The sequence below is a fragment of the Mesorhizobium newzealandense genome (assembly GCF_042682145.1).
GTDB lineage: Bacteria > Pseudomonadota > Alphaproteobacteria > Rhizobiales > Rhizobiaceae > Mesorhizobium > Mesorhizobium newzealandense.
Genome location: NZ_JBHUGZ010000030.1, coordinates 320,490 through 337,629, shown reverse-complemented (window position 1 = coordinate 337,629; position 17,140 = coordinate 320,490). Strand labels below are relative to the sequence as shown.

The 17,140-nt window shown below is 63.7% G+C and carries 17 protein-coding genes; 2 read left to right on the top strand and 15 right to left on the bottom strand.

Annotation, left to right across the window (positions count from 1 at the left end):
- Positions 1-89: 89 nt before the first annotated feature.
- From ACFSOZ_RS35665 to ACFSOZ_RS35595, 15 genes are all read right to left on the bottom strand, one after another.
- Positions 90-557, bottom strand: a complete 468-nt coding sequence (locus ACFSOZ_RS35665; protein ID WP_379106042.1) for a cytochrome c-type biogenesis protein — start codon at positions 555-557, stop codon at positions 90-92.
- The gene (locus tag ACFSOZ_RS35660; protein ID WP_379106040.1) at positions 554-2,545 is read right to left on the bottom strand and encodes a heme lyase CcmF/NrfE family subunit; all 1,992 of its coding nucleotides are present in this window, start codon (positions 2,543-2,545) and stop codon (positions 554-556) included. The genes ACFSOZ_RS35665 and ACFSOZ_RS35660 overlap by 4 nt, the downstream gene beginning before the upstream one ends.
- A 32-nt stretch (positions 2,546-2,577) precedes the next feature.
- Entirely contained in the window at positions 2,578-3,021 is a 444-nt protein-coding gene (gene ccmE, locus ACFSOZ_RS35655) for a cytochrome c maturation protein CcmE (RefSeq protein ID WP_379106038.1), read from the bottom strand.
- Between the two features lie 8 nt (positions 3,022-3,029).
- On the bottom strand, positions 3,030-4,169 hold the full coding sequence (gene ccmI / locus ACFSOZ_RS35650) for a c-type cytochrome biogenesis protein CcmI (protein ID WP_379106037.1): 1,140 nt from the start codon (positions 4,167-4,169) through the stop codon (positions 3,030-3,032).
- Positions 4,170-4,296: 127 nt separating this feature from the next.
- Positions 4,297-4,734, bottom strand: coding sequence for a hypothetical protein (locus tag ACFSOZ_RS35645; RefSeq protein ID WP_379106035.1), 438 nt, complete (start codon positions 4,732-4,734; stop codon positions 4,297-4,299).
- Positions 4,735-4,922: 188 nt separating this feature from the next.
- Entirely contained in the window at positions 4,923-6,356 is a 1,434-nt protein-coding gene (locus ACFSOZ_RS35640) for an ATP-binding protein (protein ID WP_379106033.1), read from the bottom strand.
- Positions 6,340-7,005 (bottom strand): response regulator transcription factor, encoded by a 666-nt coding sequence (locus ACFSOZ_RS35635; protein ID WP_023812809.1) that lies wholly within the window; start codon positions 7,003-7,005, stop codon positions 6,340-6,342. Before ACFSOZ_RS35635 ends, ACFSOZ_RS35640 begins: the two co-directional genes overlap by 17 nt.
- Before the next feature lie 90 nt (positions 7,006-7,095).
- Positions 7,096-7,395 carry a hypothetical protein gene (locus tag ACFSOZ_RS35630; protein ID WP_379106031.1) on the bottom strand — a complete coding sequence of 100 codons (300 nt, stop codon included), beginning with the start codon at positions 7,393-7,395 and terminating at the stop codon, positions 7,096-7,098.
- A 168-nt stretch (positions 7,396-7,563) separates the two neighbouring features.
- The gene (locus tag ACFSOZ_RS35625; RefSeq protein WP_379106029.1) at positions 7,564-7,971 is read right to left on the bottom strand and encodes a DUF3168 domain-containing protein; all 408 of its coding nucleotides are present in this window, start codon (positions 7,969-7,971) and stop codon (positions 7,564-7,566) included.
- Between the two features lie 482 nt (positions 7,972-8,453).
- A complete protein-coding gene (locus ACFSOZ_RS35620) occupies positions 8,454-9,173 on the bottom strand; it encodes an SDR family NAD(P)-dependent oxidoreductase (protein WP_379106027.1) in 720 nt (239 codons plus the stop codon).
- 331 nt (positions 9,174-9,504) lie between these two features.
- The gene (locus tag ACFSOZ_RS35615; protein ID WP_379106025.1) at positions 9,505-10,311 is read right to left on the bottom strand and encodes an ABC transporter permease; all 807 of its coding nucleotides are present in this window, start codon (positions 10,309-10,311) and stop codon (positions 9,505-9,507) included.
- Positions 10,311-11,144, bottom strand: coding sequence for an ABC transporter permease (locus ACFSOZ_RS35610; RefSeq protein WP_379106023.1), 834 nt, complete (start codon positions 11,142-11,144; stop codon positions 10,311-10,313). The genes ACFSOZ_RS35615 and ACFSOZ_RS35610 overlap by 1 nt, the downstream gene beginning before the upstream one ends.
- 24 nt (positions 11,145-11,168) lie before the next feature.
- Entirely contained in the window at positions 11,169-12,284 is a 1,116-nt protein-coding gene (locus ACFSOZ_RS35605) for an ABC transporter substrate-binding protein (RefSeq protein WP_379106021.1), read from the bottom strand.
- Between the two features lie 67 nt (positions 12,285-12,351).
- A complete protein-coding gene (locus ACFSOZ_RS35600) occupies positions 12,352-13,446 on the bottom strand; it encodes an ABC transporter ATP-binding protein (protein WP_379106017.1) in 1,095 nt (364 codons plus the stop codon).
- Between the two features lie 91 nt (positions 13,447-13,537).
- Positions 13,538-14,464 carry a LysR substrate-binding domain-containing protein gene (locus ACFSOZ_RS35595; RefSeq protein WP_379106014.1) on the bottom strand — a complete coding sequence of 309 codons (927 nt, stop codon included), beginning with the start codon at positions 14,462-14,464 and terminating at the stop codon, positions 13,538-13,540.
- Positions 14,465-14,548: 84 nt separating this feature from the next.
- Here ACFSOZ_RS35595 and ACFSOZ_RS35590 point away from each other — a divergent pair, with 84 nt between their 5' ends.
- The gene (locus tag ACFSOZ_RS35590) at positions 14,549-16,147 is read left to right on the top strand and encodes a zinc-binding metallopeptidase family protein (RefSeq protein WP_379106012.1); all 1,599 of its coding nucleotides are present in this window, start codon (positions 14,549-14,551) and stop codon (positions 16,145-16,147) included.
- A gap of 30 nt (positions 16,148-16,177) precedes the next feature.
- The gene (locus ACFSOZ_RS35585) at positions 16,178-17,110 is read left to right on the top strand and encodes a dimethylarginine dimethylaminohydrolase family protein (RefSeq protein ID WP_379106010.1); all 933 of its coding nucleotides are present in this window, start codon (positions 16,178-16,180) and stop codon (positions 17,108-17,110) included.
- Positions 17,111-17,140 lie beyond the last annotated feature (30 nt).

The following is a 17,140-nucleotide window of genomic DNA, read 5'->3' as shown; positions in this document are numbered from 1 at the left end:
TCCTCGGGAAAAGAGAATTAGAGAGGCGCACATTACGGCGCCATTTCCGACACATGAAACTTTGGTAATGTTTGGGGTGACCGTCGCCCTCAGTCGCGGCGCAAAATGGCGTCCAACGATGCCTGTTCTTCGGCGGACAGGGCTTTTGTTGCCAGGGTGCGACGCGATCGCGCGGTCATCACAATGAAAATGCCGCCAACGAACAGCAGCACGACAGGTGTGCCCCACAGCAAGGCATTGCGCAGCTCGAAGCGCGGCTTCAACAGCACGAACTCGCCGTAACGCGACACGACATAATCCATCACCTGCTGATCGGTATCGCCGGCAACGAGGCGCTGGCGCACGAGGATGCGCAGGTCGCGGGCGAGATCGGCGTCGGATTCGTCAATCGACTGATTCTGGCAGACCATGCAGCGCAGGCCTTCCGACAGCGCCCGGGCCCTCGCCTCGAGCGCCGGATCGGCCAGCATCTCGTCGGGCTTCACCGCCTGTGCAGCGCCGGCGAAGAGCAGCGCCAGCAGCAGGACGATCGAGGTCAGCGAAAGCCGGGCGCTCATGGCAGGCCCGCGGACGGCACGGCGCTCACCTGCTTGCGCCGGCGAGAGGGCGCGCCGACACGCAGTCGCCTGTCCATCAGCGACATGGCCGCGCCCGCCATCATCATCAGGCCGCCGCCCCAGATCAACGTCACCAGCGGCTTCCACCACAGGCGCACCACGACCGAGCCATCATTGCCCTCGTCGCCGAGCGAGATGTAGAGCTGGGAGAGACCTATCGTCCTGATGCCGGACTCCGTCGTCGTCATCTGCCGCACCGGATAGAAACGCTTGGCGGAGTCGATTTCGCCAATTGCACTGCCGCTGACGCCGATCAGCTCGAAACGGCCACGGTCCTCGCTGTAGTTCGGACCCTGGGCAGGATAAAGCCCGACGAAACGCAGCGTGTGGCCGGACAGTTCGACGGTCTCGCCGGCATGCATCGACAGGATCTTTTCGGTGCCGAAGCAAAGCGTGCCGACGATGCCTAGCGTGGTCAGACCGAGGCCAAGGTGAGCGAAAGCAGTGCCGAAAACCGAGCGCGGCAAGCCGAGCAAGCGCCTGACCATGGTCCCCGCCGCAACATTGCCGAAGCCTGACTTGACCGCGAGATCGGTGAGCGCGCCAAGGATCAGCCAGACGGCGAGGCCAACGCCAAGAGCTGCGAACACCGAGGCGCCGTCGATGAACAAAGCGGTGACCAGCGTCGCCAGAAGGGCTGCGGCGAACGCCACCATGAGGCGCTGCGCAACGGCAAAGACATCGCCGCGCTTCCAGGCCAGCAGTGGCCCGAACGGAACCATCACCAGCAGCGGCACCATCAGCGGTCCGAACGTCAGGTTGAAGAATGGCGCGCCTACCGAAATCTTGTCGGCAGAAAAGGCTTCGACAGCAAGCGGATAGAGGGTGCCGACGAGGACGGTCGCGGTCGCGGTGGTCAGGAACAGATTGTTGAGAACGAGCGCGCCCTCGCGCGAAATCGGATGGAACAGGCCACCGGCCGTCAGCCGGGAAGCGCGCAGCGCAAACAGCGCCAGCGAGCCGCCGATGAACAGCGTCAGGATGCACAGGATGAAGACGCCGCGCGTCGGGTCGGTGGCGAAGGCGTGGACGGAGGTCAACACGCCGGAGCGCACCAGGAAGGTGCCGAGCAGCGACAGCGAAAAGGTCAGGATGGCGAGCAGCAGCGTCCAGATCTTCAGCGCCGAGCGCTTTTCCATGACGATGGCCGAATGCAGCAGTGCGGTGCCCGCCAGCCACGGCATGAAGGAGGCGTTCTCGACCGGGTCCCAGAACCAGAAACCGCCCCAGCCGAGCTCGTAATAGGCCCAGTACGATCCCATGGCGATGCCTCCGGTCAGGAACATCCAGGCGACCAGCGTCCACGGCCGCACCCAGCGCGCCCAGGACGCATCGATGCGCCCTTCGATGAGGGCCGCGACCGAGAAGGAAAAGCAGATCGAGAAGCCGACATAACCGAGATAGAGAAACGGCGGGTGAATGGCGAGGCCGAGGTCCTGCAGGATCGGGTTGAGATCACGGCCTTCGATCGGCGCCGGATTGAGCCGGATGAACGGATTGGACGTCGCCAGGATGAACAGGAAGAAGGCGGCGCCGATCGCGCCCTGCACGGCAAGCACATTGGCGCGCAGCGTTGCCGGCAGGTTCGACCCGAAAGCGGCGACAAGCGCACCGAAGAAGGTCAGGATCAGCACCCAGAGCAGCATCGAGCCTTCGTGATTGCCCCAGGTTCCGGTGATCTTGTAGATCAACGGTTGCAGCGAATGCGAGTTTTCCCACACACTCGCCACCGAGAAGTCGGAGCTTGCATAGGCGCTCGCAAGTGCTGCGAAGGACAGCGCCGTCAAGGCAAAGCCGGTCACCGCGACCGGGCCGCCGACCGCCATCAGGCGCTGGTTGTTCAGGCGCGCGCCAAACAGCGGCACGATGGTCTGCACCAGCGAAAGCGCAAACGCCAGAACCAGGGCGAAATGTCCGGTTTCAACCATGGCCGCAATCCACTTTTGATCTCCTGCCGGAGTTATTCACTCTTGCTCTCCTGCCAGACGCCCTTGGCCTTCAATCCGTCGGCCACCTCCTTGGGCATGTAGCGCTCATCATGCTTGGCCAACACACTGTCGGCAACGAAGACGCCGTCCGGGCCGAAGGTGCCTTCGGTGATGACGCCCTGCTCTTCGCGGAAAAGGTCCGGCAAGATGCCGGTATAGGTGACCTTGACCGATTTGTGCGTGTCGGTGACCGAAAAGGCGACTGTCGTCCCCTGCCCGCGCTGGATGGTGCCTTTTTCGACCAGCCCGCCCAGCCTGATGCGCTGGCCGGGCTGGACGCTGGCGGTGGTGAGGTCGGCCGGCATGTAGAAATAGGACGCCTTCTGGCCAAGCGCGTAAAAGGTCAGCCCGGTGGCGGCGCCCAGGAAGGCCAGACCGCCCGCGATCACCGAGAGTCGTTTCTGCTTGCGCGTCATATCAAGGTCTACTCCGTCGCCGTCAGGCCAAGCGAGGCGGCAAAGGCGGTGAATTTCTTGGCTTCGTCACTGTCGGCTCCAAAGACGGCTATAGCGCGACCCAGCGCGTCACGCGCCTGGTCGGCCTTGCCCAGCACGACATAGGAACGAACGAGCCGCATCCATCCTTCCGGGTCGCGCGGATTTTGCCGCAATTTGTCGTCGAGGCCGGCGACCATGGTGTTGATCATGGCCTCCCTGTCCGTGGGAGACATCGAGGATGCGGCGTCGACATCGCCGGCATCGGGACCGTTGGTGGCGCTGCCGGAAGCGACTTCGGGGCTGCCGGATTTGGCCAGCGCCTGCTCGACCGCACCGCGCCATGGCGAATCCGGCGGCAGCTTGCCCAGCATCGCCTGCCAGGCCGCAACCGCTTCTTTGCCGCGGCCTTCCTGTGCCAGCGCCATGGCCAGGTAGAAGCTGGCTTTGGCATTGGCCGGATCGAGCTTCAAGGACGCCTCAAAAGCATCCTGGGCATCGGCCGAGACAATGCCGCCTGCAGCATTGGCGATCGCCTCGCCAAGGCCGGCCCGGCGGATCGCGCTGTCGCCATCGAGGCGAATGGCATTGCGATAGGCCGCTGCCGCATCGGAAAAGCGCTGCATGCGCAGATAGACGGGTGCGAGCACATCCCATCCCCTGCCGTCGGAAGGATTGGCGGCAAGATGGGCTTCGGCCCGCGCCACCAATTCGTCGACCGAACTGTCGGCCGGATTCCTGGCCAGCCGCTCACTGAGCGGCTGCGACGGCAGCTCAGGAGAGCCGAGCTGGCTGTAGAGACCCCAGCTGACTAGCGGTACCGCGAGCACGGCCGCGGTTGCCACCAGCCTTGCCGCGACCGACGTCTGTCTGACGGAGGCCTTGCCGGCCGCTGCCGCATTGTCGAGGCGAAGGATGCGGCGAGCGATCTCGGCGCGGGCCTCGGTCGCTTCCGCCGGCTGGATCAAGCCACGCGCGGCGTCGCGGTCGAGTTCGGACAACTGATCGCGATAGACTTCCAGATCGTGATCGCCGGCCGACGACGCACTCTTCGAGCTGGCGGCCAGCGGCAGCAGCACCGCCAGGCTTGCACCGAGCGTGAGAATTGCGGCTATGACCCAGAACAGCATGGTTCTTCCAATAACGGCAGAGCCCTGCCGTGCCAACACAAGTGTCCTGCGACGCTTTGACGGCAGGCGCGCCGCATGTCCTTGATCGACATCAACCGGCCGGATACCGGCCGAACCCGGTCGATTGTCAGGTCAGCGGCGTCCAGCTGCCGTCGCCGTTGCGGCAGGCGGTTCCGCGCGCCGTCACGCCGGCTCCGCCGGTAAACACCGTCTGCGTATACTGGCGGCAGTCCTGCGAGCCGACGCGGTAGGGCTGGCCCGGAACCACCTCGCCATAATGCGAAGCCTGGTCGCCCTTCCATGCCACTTTCTGGCCACTGGTCGTGTATTCGAGCGCCTTGTATTCCGCCTCGAGCGCACTGCGCTTCTCGGTCTCGCTCAGGCCGTTGCCGATCGAGCCGCCGACCAGGCCGCCGTCCATCGCCGAAATGATCGTCGTCGTGACCTTGCCGCTGGAAGGAGGCGTCGAGGCCGGCGTCGGGGCGACGGTGGGACCCTTGCCGCTCAAGGTGGTGCAGCCGGAGACGGCCAGCAATGCGGAAACAAGTGCGACGCGAATCTTCATGCCAACAACCGGTTTTCTTGAGTTGGAGCCTGCCATGGATGAGCCGGGGGCCGCGTCATCGGAGAAGTGGGTGTGGCCATAGTATTGATATTTGTCGGAAATTTGGCCGCGGCCGGCCGATCCATGACCAATCGACATGCCGCCATAACATGCCCCGTCCATCGATGTCGATTGGCCCTCGGAAAGCATCATTGAAGGCTCCGCAATCGCACCACCGCCTTCAATCCGCCCATGCCGGACCGTTCGAGTGCCAGGACGCCTCCATACTCGTTGACGAGGTCGGCGACAATGGCCAGTCCCAGACCTGTTCCAGGCTTCGTCTCGTCCAGCCGCCGTCCGCGCTTCATCGCCTCGCGCGCCTTGTCCTCGGGAATGCCCGGGCCGTCATCCTCGATGCTGATCTCAAACAGGCTGGCCGTGTCGTCCTTGCCGGTCAAAGGCACGACCGACACCTGCACCGCGCTCCTGGCCCATTTCATCGCGTTTTCGAGCAGATTGCCCAGCAACTCCTCGAGATCTTCGCGCTCGCCGGCGAAGACGACCTCGGTAGCCGGCAGGGTCAGCGACAGGTTGGTCTGTGGATTGAGCTTCTGCAAAACCCGCACCATGCGTTGCACCAGCGGCGTCACCTGCGTGCGGTAGACGACGCTGTCGCGTTGCGCCGCGACACGGGCGCGCTGCAGATAGTGCTCGACCTGCTTCTGCATCGAAGCGGCCTGTTCGGCAATCAGCTGCCCCTTGGCGCCGCCAAGCGCCCGGCCCTCATTGAGCAGCACCGCCAGCGGCGTCTTCAGCGAATGGGCGAGATTGCCGACCTGGGTTCGCGACCGCTCGACGATGCGCCGGTTGTTTTCGATCAGCGCATTGGTCTCGTTGGCAAGCGGTTCGATCTCGGCCGGGAACCGACCATCGAGCCTGTGCGCGGTGCCCTCGCGCACCATGGCAAGTGCGTTCCTGACCCGGCGCAGCGGCTGCAGGCCGAGCAGGATGGCGATCGCGTTGATGGCGATCATGCCGACGCCGAACAGGCTGAGATAAGTCAGCAGGCGGCGCTGGAAGGTCGAGATTTCCTGTTCGAGTTCGCTCTGGTTGCCCATGACGCGGAAGCGCGCGGCGCGGTTCTTGGAGTCGAGAACGAATTCGCTCTCGAACACTTCGAGCTGCTCGCCGCCAATGCCTTCGGTCGGATAGCTGCGCTGGAAGCTGGAGTTGAAAGGCACATCGGCAACGCTCGGCGACGGGATCGTCTTGGTCATCGACGACGAATGAAGATCTCCGTGCACGCCTTCCGAGGCTGGCTCAACCGACCAATACCAGCCCGAATTCGGCTCCGAGAACCGGAGGTCGCCGAGATCGGGAGCACCCGTGAGCGCACCGCTGTCGGAAATGCCGATGGAGCCGATCAGGTTGAACAGATGCGCCGAAAGCAGGCTGTCGAAGCCGCGCTCGCTGGCCTGGCGGTAGAGCGTGGTGATCAGGGTGAAGATGATGACAAGGGTCACGATCGCCCACACCGTGGAAAAGGCGATCACGCGGAACGTCAGCGAACGCGGCCACAAACGCAGCGACAGCGGCGTCCTTGCGGTTTGTTTGAGCGGTTCCGAGTTACGCCTCCGGCTCACGCATGCGGTAGCCCATGCCGCGCACGGTTTCGATCATGTCGATGCCCATCTTCTTGCGCAGCCGCCCGACAAAGACCTCGATGGTGTTGGAATCGCGGTCGAAATCCTGATCGTAGAGATGTTCGACCAGTTCGGTCCGCGAGACGACCTCGCCCATATGGTGCATCAGATAGGCAAGCAGGCGGAATTCGTGCGAGGTCAGCTTCAGCGGCACGCCGTCGACATCGGCCTTCGAGGCCTTGGTGTCGAGCCGCAGCGGCCCGCAGGTCAGTTCGGACGAGGCATGGCCGGCGGCACGCCGGATCAGGGCCCTGAGCCTCGCCAGCACCTCCTCGATGTGGAACGGCTTGGTGACATAGTCATCGGCACCGGCGTCGATGCCGGAGACCTTGTCGCTCCAGCGGTCGCGCGCCGTCAGGATCAGCACCGGCATCTTGCGGCCGCCGCGACGCCAGCGCTCGACGACGCTGATGCCGTCCATCTGCGGCAGGCCGATGTCGAGCACGACGGCATCGTAGGGTTCGGTGTCGCCGAGGAAATGGCCCTCCTCGCCATCGAAGGCGCGGTCGACGACATAGCCGGCGTCGACCAGCGCGTCCGATATCTGCCGGTTGAGATCCTTGTCATCCTCGACGACGAGTACGCGCATGCGGAGATCGATACCTGTTGAAGAGCTAGGGCAGATATAGGCCGATTCCGGCGGCCTGGGAAACGAAGGCCTGTAAGATGAAAGATTGGGTCAGTTCTGCGGCACGACGATTTCGGAACGGCGCGGACGCTGCCCATCCTTGCCCGGCACGAGCACGACGATGACGCAAACCGGCTGGCCGCCGCGAGTCGATTGCGAGGCCTTGGCCAGCGTTCCGCCATTCTGCTCGGCCACCTGTTGCCCGATGGCGTAGCAATCGGACGCCGCCAATACGATCGGGTCGGCCCGGTCCGGCGTGATGACCGGTGTCGCCATCGCCTGCGACGCAAACAGCCCGCCAGCACAGAGCGCCAGTGTCGCGGTTCGGAAGTGGGAGCGAAGCGTTTTCATGGTCGGCGTTGTAACGCATCGGTGCTGAACGTGAAATGAACAGTGAACGCCGCCAAGACCATGTCCGCTACCCCTGTAACGCGAGACAACCGATCGGAATTCGCCGCCCACACAGCGAAATCCCGGAAGCATCAGTCTAGACCCCGTTTGGACCATATTGAAAGCGCATCAGTCATTTTCCTGCGTTATGGCGCGAAAACGCAGCAAGCCGTGATGCACGAGCAGGTCCTCGTCATAGCGAGCCTCGGCGAACTCCAGCACGAGGCGTGTCTGTCCACGCGGGCCGATGTTCAGCACCGCGCCTGCGAGGCGTGCCTTGATGCTGTCCATGATGGCATGCGTTTCGGCCTCGTCATGGGTCTTCGACCAGACATGCAGCGTGACCAGCTGATCGGCATCGTTCTGAACCCCTGTGTCCCAGTCGAAGGCGCTGGTCTGGCCGCAGGTTACGTGGGGAAAGGCGGCATTGTCGTCTGCGTGTTCGAGCAGCCCGGCGCCGCCCAGCAGCGCCGACAGCGATGCATCGCTTCTCAGTCGCTGGAACAATGCCTGCAGCAAGTCGCCGGATGCGGTCATGTATCGTCCCCTCGCCTGCCACGCCTCGAACAGCATCTTGCGCACTACAATTCGCTCGCAGCGTATCCGCACGAAGCTGCGCAACGCAAGCGCCGGGGCCATGGTGATGACGCACTGCGACCTGAAAGCGGACGGGTCGGCTAGATGCCTGGCAAGCCGAGTGTGAACGTGGACTTTCGATTCCCGCTCACCTAACCTTGCCCCGTATGAATGGGGTCACATGACGGAATGTTCCTTGCCGGCTTTTGACCCACTAGGCGGCAAGCAACGGTGCATTTTTCCTTGATTCCGGAGTAAAGATGCTCGATCCAGAAAAGGCCAAGGCCGTCAGCAGCCAGCTCGCCATCTTGTGGCTGCCGCAAACGAGCATTTCGCACGACCCCGGCCATCCTGAAATGGATCCGGAAACACAGGCGAAGCAGGATCCGCAACGGCAGCTGTCCGGCTCAACCAGCCCACTAGAAACTATCGCATCGCTGCTACTAGTATCGGGCTCGGCCGCCCGACATATCGAAAACAGCGCCTGTGTTGAACGCACTGGCATCTGAGCAAAGCCACACAACGAGCGCCGCTACCTCGTTCGGATCGCCGAGCCGCTTCAGCGGACTTGCCGATATCATCGCGTCGACGGTCTCATTGCCGAGATCCCGAATAAGGCGAGTATCGATCGGGCCCGGAGCGATGCAGTTGACGCGAATATCGGTATCGCTGACTTCACGCGACAGCGCTTTGGTAAACGCGATGACACCGGCGCTGGCTGCGGAATAGGCCGCAAGGCTCGGCAGTCCCTCTTTACCGGCAAGGGATCCCATGTTGACAATACGACCCTTGCCCGCTCGTCGCATAAGTGGGAGCACCCGATGAGTTACTTCGAACGTGCCAAGGAGGTTGACCTGCAAGTTTCGCTGCCATTCTGTCGGTTCGAATTCCTCGAACGGCTTATAGCTACCCAGCCACCCCGCGTTGTTCACGAGAATGTCGATCCCGCCTTCGCCCATGATGGTTAGCGCTTGCATGATGCTATCGCGTTTCGTCACGTCCACTGAAAGCGAACGTGTGCCTTCAAGCTCGACAGGCTCAATATCCCAGATCCAAACGTCCACTCCGCTCAACGCGAGCTTACCAGCTATCGCGCGACCGATACCACGGGCGCCACCTGTGACGATGGCTGTTCGGCCCGCAAAGTCGTACGTCACCGACATCTTCACCTCCATGAAACGCCAGTGCTTTTGTATATTTAGCGCCGCATCGTGAGTGAAGTCGAGGAGAACAGATGGAGACTAGCCTCAGAAGACGGCAATCTGCGTCGCGCGATCGTCAGGCGGTCGAGAAAGGCTAATGAGCCAAATTCGCAGTTGCCAATTTCGTCTGGGTGAAACTGTCCATTATCTACCCAAGGAAACTCCCAGCCCTGGCCGCTATGCCTGTAGCCACCATGGTGACTGACCGAAGGGCAGGCCGGGTCCTTGATTGGCTTGAACCAGCGGCCTGGCGATCTTGACAGGTTCGGCCGCGTCTCGGCGCGTTTTTTGTTTATTGCGCCCCGCGCTGCCTAACCACTAGGCTGCGCACCGCCAGCACCAGCACCGTGATGATGATCAGGATCACCGAGAGCGCTGCGATCGCGGGGTCGATGTTGTCGCGCAGCCCCATCCACATCAGCCTGGGCAGCGTGATGGCGTTGACGCTTGTAATGAACAGCGTGACGCCGATTTCTTCCCAGGACAGCACAAAGGAGAGAAGTGCCGCGGTGATGATGCCGAACTTGATGTTGGGCATGATGATCCGGGTGGCGCGCTCCCAGACAGTTGCGCCCAGACCGCGCGCGGCAAGGTCGATGCGCCGGTCGAGCTGGCTGAGCGAGACCAGCATCAGCACGGTGGCGAACGGCACCGTCATCACCGAATGCGCCATGGCAACGCCAAGCCAGGTGTCGTAGCCGAAGAACGAGCTGAAACCCGAGATCGAGGTCAAAAGGAAGTAGAGCGTGATGGCCGAAACCACCGGCGGCACCACCATCGGCAGCAGAACGAAGCCGACGAGTGCCGCGGTGAAGCGCGGCTGGAACATCCACACGCCGAGGCTGAAGCACAGCGCCAGCACGGTGGAAAAGGCGCTGCTGACGATGCCGATGCGGATCGAGAGCAGGATCGAGCCGATCCAGCGCGGATCCTCGATCAGCGCCCGGTAGTGGCGCAGCGACAGTTCGCCGGACGGCATCGCCAGCATGCGGCTCGGCGTCAGCGACACCGGGATGACGGCGAGCAGCGGCATCAGCAGGAACAGCGCCACGAAGGCGGCGATGATCAGCGAGACGGGACCAGGGCGGTAGGTCGGCATCAGATCAATTGCTTCGGTCTGACATAACGGAACAAGAGCGCCATCAGCGCGCCGACGAACAGCACCAGCACGACGCTGATCGCCGCGCCCAGCCCCCAGTCCGGGCTCTGGAAGATCCTGAGATAGATCAGCTCGGCGACCATGACGCTGCGGCCGCCGCCGAGGATCGCCGGCGTCACGAAGAAGCCCAGCGAGAACACAAAGACGATGAGCGCCGCGCCGATGATGCCGGAGCGGGTCATGGGCACGAAGACCGACCAGAAGGTGCGCATGCGGCTGGAGCCGAGCCCGCGCGCGGCCAGCAGCACGCGGTCGTCGAGGCTGCGCATGGCGGACGCCAGCGGAAAGACGGCGAAAGGAATGAGGAAATGCGTCATGCCGACGATGACGCCGAATTCGTTGCGCACCAGCGCCAGCGGTTCGGAAATGAAGCCGATTGCCTGCAGCCAGGTGTTGATCAAGCCGCGATTGGACAGCAGCGCCACCCAGCCGAAGGCACGGGTCAGCACCGAGATCCAGAAGGGAACGAGAATGCAGAACTCGGCAACCAGGCGCTGTGCCGGGGTTCCGCGCACCCAGACGACGGTGATGGCATAGGCAGCGGCCACCGAAACCACGGTGACGACCGCCGCGATGCGCAGGGTGCGGATGAACACCGACTGCACCAGATCGTCGGTGAGCAGCGCGTCATACTGGCCGAGCCCCGGCGTCGGCAGCGTAAAACTCCACTTGACGACGCCGAGGAACGGCCAGGCATAGGCCAGGGCAAGAAACAGGAGCAGCGGCGCCATCAACAGCGCCGCGCCCATCCTGTCGGAGAGATATGCTCTCATGTCGACCCGGTCATCCGGCCTTGATCAGGCGGAGATGATCTTGGTGTATTCGTCGAGCGCTGCCCCGTAGTTCTTGGCGTACCAGTCCATATCGAGCGCGATCTGCTTTTTCATGTTCTCGGGGTCGACCGGATTGATGCGCTTCTTGTCGGCGGGGATCAGCGCGTCGGCGGCCGGGTTTGCAGGGCCCTGGCCGAGCTTGTCGAACATGACCAGCTGCTTTTGCGGATCCTGGGCGCTGGCGATGAACTTCATCGCCGCTTCCTTGCCGCCGGGATTGCCCTTGAGCACGGCGAGCGCGCCGGGCGAAATCAGTCCCTGGTCCCAGATGAACTTGATCTTGCCGCCGGAATCCTGCTCGATCAGCGAAGCGCGGGTCGACCAGACGATGGCCATCGAGGCCTCGCCATTGAGCAGCACGCTCTGGCTCTCGGCGCCGCCGCCCCAATAGGCGACGACGTTCTCCTTGAAGGCGGCGATCTTGTCGTGCGCGCGCTTCAGATCGAGCGGGTAGAGCGAGGCGGGCGCGATGCCGTCGGCCAGCAATGCGGCCTCCCAGCTCGACACGCCCCATTTGTAGAGCGAGCGCTTGCCGGGGAATTTCTTCACGTCGAAGAAATCGGCCATGCCGGTCGGCGCATCCTTGCCATACTTCTCGGAATCGTAGGCGATGACATAGGAGAAGAAATAGGTCGAAGCGGCATATTCCCAGCCAAAGCCTTCGCGCATCTTCTTCTTGTCGACGATCGCATAGTCGATCGGCTCGAGTGCGCCCTGCGCGCCGAGCGTGATGGCCGAGAACGGGTCGACGTCGACGAGGTCCCAGGTCGGCGCGCCGCTCTTGAACTGCGCGGCGATGGCGCCTTCGGTCGGGCCCGAGCCGTCCATCTTGACTGTAATGCCGGTTTCCTTGGCGAAGGCCTGGCCGTAGGCGGCATCATAGGCGGTGATGGCGTCGCCGCCCCAGTTCACCAGCACCAGTTCCTTCGCCGCGGCAAAGGCTCCGGTCGAGCGCAGCAGCATCGGCGTGCCGGCCAGCACGATTGCTGCCAGCTGCGTAAATTGCCGGCGCGAGATCTCGCCGCGACCTGCCCTGGCGGACATGCTCTCGATGGCTTGTTTCTTGGTGTCATTTGTCATGTCAGTTCCCCTTTTTGTCGTTGAGAGTACCGGAAAGCGGTGGCGCGAAGTCTCGCCACACCGTTCGTCATTGTCCTCCATCCGGAAGGAGGAAACCCTTTTCCGCCGGCCAGGTGAGCCAGACGGAGTTGCCCTTGCTCAGCGCGGCGGCAGCTATCTCGTTCGGCACCGATACCGTGACCTTCGCGCCTTGCCGCGTCGTCAGGTCAAGCCGCGTTGCCGCGCCGAGATAGGTGGAATTGATCGCGGTCGCGGCGATGCCGTTCTCGCCGGCTACCGCCTCGCCTGATATCGACATGTATTCAGGCCGGATCGCCAGGATTGCATCGCCGCGCACCGCCTCAGCCTTGCAGCGCATGGAGACCGCGCGGTCTTCGCAGAGGCCGGTCGAGCCATTGTCGGCCGGGCGCACCCCCTTCAGCGGCAGCATGTTGATCTCGCCGAGGAACTCGGCGACGAAGCGGTTGTCCGGCCGGTCGTAGACCTCGTCGGGCGCGCCGACCTGCAGCAGTTTGCCATGATTGAAGATGGCGACGCGCGACGACAGCGCCAGTGCCTCGCTCTGGTCGTGGGTAACGAAGACGAAGGTGGTGCCGGTCTCCTGATGCAGCCGCTTCATCTCGGCCTGCATCTGGCCGCGCAGGCCCTTGTCGAGTGCCGAGAAAGGCTCATCGAGCAACAGCACGCCCGGCTCGAACACCAGGGCGCGGGCGAGCGCGACGCGCTGCTGCTGACCGCCTGAAAGCTGCGCCGGCAGTTTTTTCTCGTGGCCCTTGAGGCCGACGCGTTCGATCATCTCGCCGACACGGCGCTTGATGTCGGCCGCCGATTTCTTGCGCACCTTGAGTGGGAAGGCGATGTTGGCTTCAACCGTCATATGCGGGAACAGCGCGTAGCCCTGGAACACCATGCCGGCGGCACGCTGTTCGGCCGGCCGTTCGGTGATGTCGACGCCATCGCTGAACAACCGGCCCTCGGTCGGCTGCACGAAGCCGGCAAGGATCATCAGGAAGGTGGTCTTGCCCGAACCGGACGGCCCAAGCAGGGTCAGGAACTCGCCGCGGCCGATATCGAGCGTCAGATTGTCCAGCGCACGGAACGAGCCGAAGCTCTTGCCGATCCCGATTGCCTTGATCTCTGCGGCCCGGCCGGGTTGCTGCATCCTGCCTGTTTCCTCAACTCCAAGAGAAATCGTAGGGCAGCGCGCGGCCTCACCGCAACCGAATAGTTTTCGCCGGATCGGCAAATTCCATTCATCTGTCCAATCTGTGGCGCCCGTGGTCGGCCATGCCCTTGGCATTGCTCTCCGCGAGCTTCGATCGCAGCCATCCGGCAAACGCATCAAGCACCGGATGCGTCGCCTTGGCGTGTTCGGAAACGAGGAAGTAGGAGCGCGGCGATTTGATCGCGATGTCGAAGGGGCGCACCAGCCTGCCCTCGGCCAGGGCCTTGCCGCTGGTCAGTTCGTCGCCCATGGCCATGCCCTGGCCAGCGATCGCGGCCGAGAAGACAAGATTCATGTCGGAAAAGAAGATACCGCCTTCCGGGTCGGGGTTCTCGACCCTGGACAGCGCCAGCCAGCGCGCCCAATCCTCGGTGTCGCCGAGATGAAGGAGATTGGCCCGCAGCACATCGGCGGGTTTGGAGAACCCACCGACCTTGTTGAGGAGCGTCGGGCTGCAGAGCGGCGTAAAGGAAATCTCGCACAACAGTTCGGCGGCCCGGTTCGGCCAATTGCCAACGCCAAAGGCGATGAAAGCGTCGGCGTCGGCATTGCTGACATCATCCAGCCGTCGCGGCGTCAGGATGCGCAGCGCGACATCGGGGTACATCTGCCTGAACTCGCCGATATGGGTGCACAAGAACAGCGAGGCGAAGCCCGGCGTGCAACTGATGCTGAACGAGCCGCCAACGCCGGTGCCGGCATGGCGGGTCACCGCATCGCCCAGCACGGTCAGCGCCTTGCGCACGTCGCTGGCGTAACGCTGGCCGCGCGGCGTCAGGGCCACGCCCTTGCCGATGCGCTCGAGCAGATCGAAGCCAAGGTCGCGTTCAAGCAGGCGAAGCTGATGGCTCACGGCGCTGCGGGTCAGATGCAACTCGTCGGCGGCGCGCCAGACGCTGCCGTGGCGGGCAAAGCTGTCGAGCGCGCGCAGCGCTTGGGTGGATGGTATGCGCAAGAGGCCTCAGGTGAACCGAATTTGCATGAGCCGGGAAAACATATCACTTTTTGGCGAACCGCTTCACTGCTTTCTTCTCATCCCATGGAGAAACCGGTGGCCACCTCGGCGCAAGCAACCGCCCTTGCCTGTCTCGACGACATCCAGCCGTTGCTGTCGGCGTGGACGCGCACCATCTTCGACTTCGGTGAAACCGCATGGCGGGAATATCAGTCGGCTGCCTGGTATGTGGAGCGGCTGAAGCGCGAAGGCTTCTCCGTCGAGGAAGGGTCCGGCGGCATGCCGACGGCCTTCTGCGCCCACTGGACCAATGGCCCCGGCCCGACCATCGGCATGTACGCCGAATATGACGCGGTACCGGGCAATTGCCAGGATGCCGCGACGGTCAAGCGTCCGCGCCCAGGCCTCTCAGAACATGCTGGTGGTCATACCGACCCGCATTCCGGGCTGGGCATTTCAAGCCTCGGCGGGCTGCTGGCGACCAAGGCGGCGATGCAGCGCCACGGCATTTCAGGGACGCTGCGCTTCACCGGCGAGCCAGCCGAGAAGGTGCGCGGATCAAAGCCGATCCATGCCGCCAAGGGCTATTATGACGGTCTCGCCGGCATGATCTCCTTCCACCCGTTCTACATGCTGCCGCTCTGCAACACCGCGCGCTGGGACACGCATTGCGGGGCAGCCTACGCAATGATCTACCGCTTCATCTGCGACCAGCCGGAGCGCGGGGCGCGGGCGGCGGGCGGCGCAGCGCCCATTCCGCAGGCGCATTCGGCGGTGCGGGCGCCGGGCGCCAACGACGCGCTCATGATGATGTACATGGCGTCCAAGGCGCTGCGCGATTCCATGCTGCCGCACCAGGGCGGCTGGTCGGTCAGCGAGGCGATCCTCACAGCCGGCCAGGCGACCGCCGACAACCTGCCGGCGGGGCTGGCCGAGATCCAGTACATGATCCGCGTGCCGACGCTGGCGATGGCCGAGCAGATCACCGCCGTGCTCGACCGCAACGCCGAGGCCGCTGCCAGCATGAGCGGCTGCCGCCACGAGCGGCATTGGGTGTCGAAGTCGCGGCCGGGGCTGGCCAATCACGCCATGGCCGAAATCGCCTATGAAGCGCTGTCGACCGTCGGGCCGCCGCGCTGGGACGAGGACGCCAAGGCAGTCGCGCGCGACATGCAGGTCAATGCCGGTCGCATGGCTAGTGACGAGCCGTTCATCGAAGAACTGGAGCGCCTGATCGAGCCGCAGGCGGCGGAAGCGATCCTGCGCCGCGATCTGCCGCCCTCGCAGGTGAATTCGACCTCCGACGATTACACCGATATGAGCTGGCATACGCCGACTGCGCGCTTCTATGTCGCCCGCCCGGCGCTGCGCTCGGAAACCGGCTACCCCTATCCGTCATGGGTGATGAATGCGCTGGGCGGCATTCCCGCCACCATCGACCCGATGGTCATCTGCGCGGCGAAGACCATAGCGCTCGCCGCCCTTCGCCTGCTGGAAGACCAGACCGCCCGCGATGCGGCGATGAGTGAATTCGTCACCCGCACCGGCGGTGGAATCGGCGGCTCGAACTGGATTGCGCCGCTCTGCGACTACGAACCGCCGATTGGATTTCGCTGGCCGGAATACGTCACCACCCCGCGCGGACCGGACTGGTGGATACCGAACAATCCCAAAGCCACATGATCAACCAAGTTGCCTCACGAGGAGAACCCCATGACCGTTCATGACCGCATCGTCGCCGAGCCGTTTTCGTTGCAGCGCCGCAACCCGGCCGGCGGCACCAAGCCGCTGACCGCCTGGGGCTTTGCCAACGAGACCGATGTCCTGACCGACGTCCTGCTCGGCTCGCCCAATTTCCTGCGCCACCTATCGACCAGCTCGCTGTCGCGCAAGCATCTGCGCGAGGCGCCTTGCAACGTCCAGATCGCGCAGGCGCAGCACAAGGACCTTGTCGCCGCCTACGAGCATTTCGGCGTCAACATCCACTGGCACGAGCCGACACCGGAACTGCCGATGCAGGTTTATTCCCGCGATTCCAGTGTCATGACGCCTTACGGCGCGGTCATCACAGCGATGGCCAACTGGTGGCGGCGCGGCGAGAATTATGCCGCCATCCGCACCTACGAAAAACTCGGCATCCCGATCTACGACATGGTCACCGCAGGCACATTCGAGGGCGGCGACTTCAATGTCATCGAGGACGGCGTCGTGTTGATCGGCTGCGGCGGCGCCCGCACCCAGGAAGAAGGCGCACGCCAGGTGCAGGCGTGGTTCGACAAGGAAGGCTGGGAAACCCGCATCGCCTTCATCGACGAGTACTATGTCCATATCGACCTGATGGTGGTGCCGATCGCCGAAAAACTGACCGCTGTCTGCCTCGCCTGCACCGAGCCGGGCATCGTCGACTGGCTGAAGGGCAAGGGCCACGAGATCATCGACGTGCCGTTCCAGGATACGATGGCGCTCGGCTGCAACTTCATGTCGCTGGGCAAGGACCGGGTGATCGCGCCGACCTCCAGCCAGACGCTGATCGGCCAGCTCAAGGCCCGTGGTTTCGAGGTCGCGGCGGTCGACATGAGCGAGATCTCGAAGACCGGCGGCGGCATCCACTGCATGGTGCAGGCATTGAAGCGCGAGCCGGCCTGAGAGGCAGCGGTTGGCGGGGCACCAACTATC

Bases quoted from the DNA above. Each gene is read 5' to 3' on its own strand.
- ACFSOZ_RS35665 (WP_379106042.1), bottom strand. From the start codon at position 557: ATGAGCGCCCGGCTTTCGCTGACCTCGATCGTCCTGCTGCTGGCGCTG.
- ACFSOZ_RS35660 (WP_379106040.1), bottom strand. From the start codon at position 2,545: ATGGTTGAAACCGGACATTTCGCCCTGGTTCTGGCGTTTGCGCTTTCG.
- ccmE (WP_379106038.1), bottom strand. From the start codon at position 3,021: ATGACGCGCAAGCAGAAACGACTCTCGGTGATCGCGGGCGGTCTGGCC.
- ccmI (WP_379106037.1), bottom strand. From the start codon at position 4,169: ATGCTGTTCTGGGTCATAGCCGCAATTCTCACGCTCGGTGCAAGCCTG.
- ACFSOZ_RS35645 (WP_379106035.1), bottom strand. From the start codon at position 4,734: ATGAAGATTCGCGTCGCACTTGTTTCCGCATTGCTGGCCGTCTCCGGC.
- ACFSOZ_RS35635 (WP_023812809.1), bottom strand. From the start codon at position 7,005: ATGCGCGTACTCGTCGTCGAGGATGACAAGGATCTCAACCGGCAGATA.
- ACFSOZ_RS35630 (WP_379106031.1), bottom strand. From the start codon at position 7,395: ATGAAAACGCTTCGCTCCCACTTCCGAACCGCGACACTGGCGCTCTGT.
- ACFSOZ_RS35625 (WP_379106029.1), bottom strand. From the start codon at position 7,971: ATGACCGCATCCGGCGACTTGCTGCAGGCATTGTTCCAGCGACTGAGA.
- ACFSOZ_RS35620 (WP_379106027.1), bottom strand. From the start codon at position 9,173: ATGTCGGTGACGTACGACTTTGCGGGCCGAACAGCCATCGTCACAGGT.
- ACFSOZ_RS35615 (WP_379106025.1), bottom strand. From the start codon at position 10,311: ATGCCGACCTACCGCCCTGGTCCCGTCTCGCTGATCATCGCCGCCTTC.
- ACFSOZ_RS35610 (WP_379106023.1), bottom strand. From the start codon at position 11,144: ATGAGAGCATATCTCTCCGACAGGATGGGCGCGGCGCTGTTGATGGCG.
- ACFSOZ_RS35605 (WP_379106021.1), bottom strand. From the start codon at position 12,284: ATGACAAATGACACCAAGAAACAAGCCATCGAGAGCATGTCCGCCAGG.
- ACFSOZ_RS35600 (WP_379106017.1), bottom strand. From the start codon at position 13,446: ATGCAGCAACCCGGCCGGGCCGCAGAGATCAAGGCAATCGGGATCGGC.
- ACFSOZ_RS35590 (WP_379106012.1), top strand. From the start codon at position 14,549: ATGGAGAAACCGGTGGCCACCTCGGCGCAAGCAACCGCCCTTGCCTGT.
- ACFSOZ_RS35585 (WP_379106010.1), top strand. From the start codon at position 16,178: ATGACCGTTCATGACCGCATCGTCGCCGAGCCGTTTTCGTTGCAGCGC.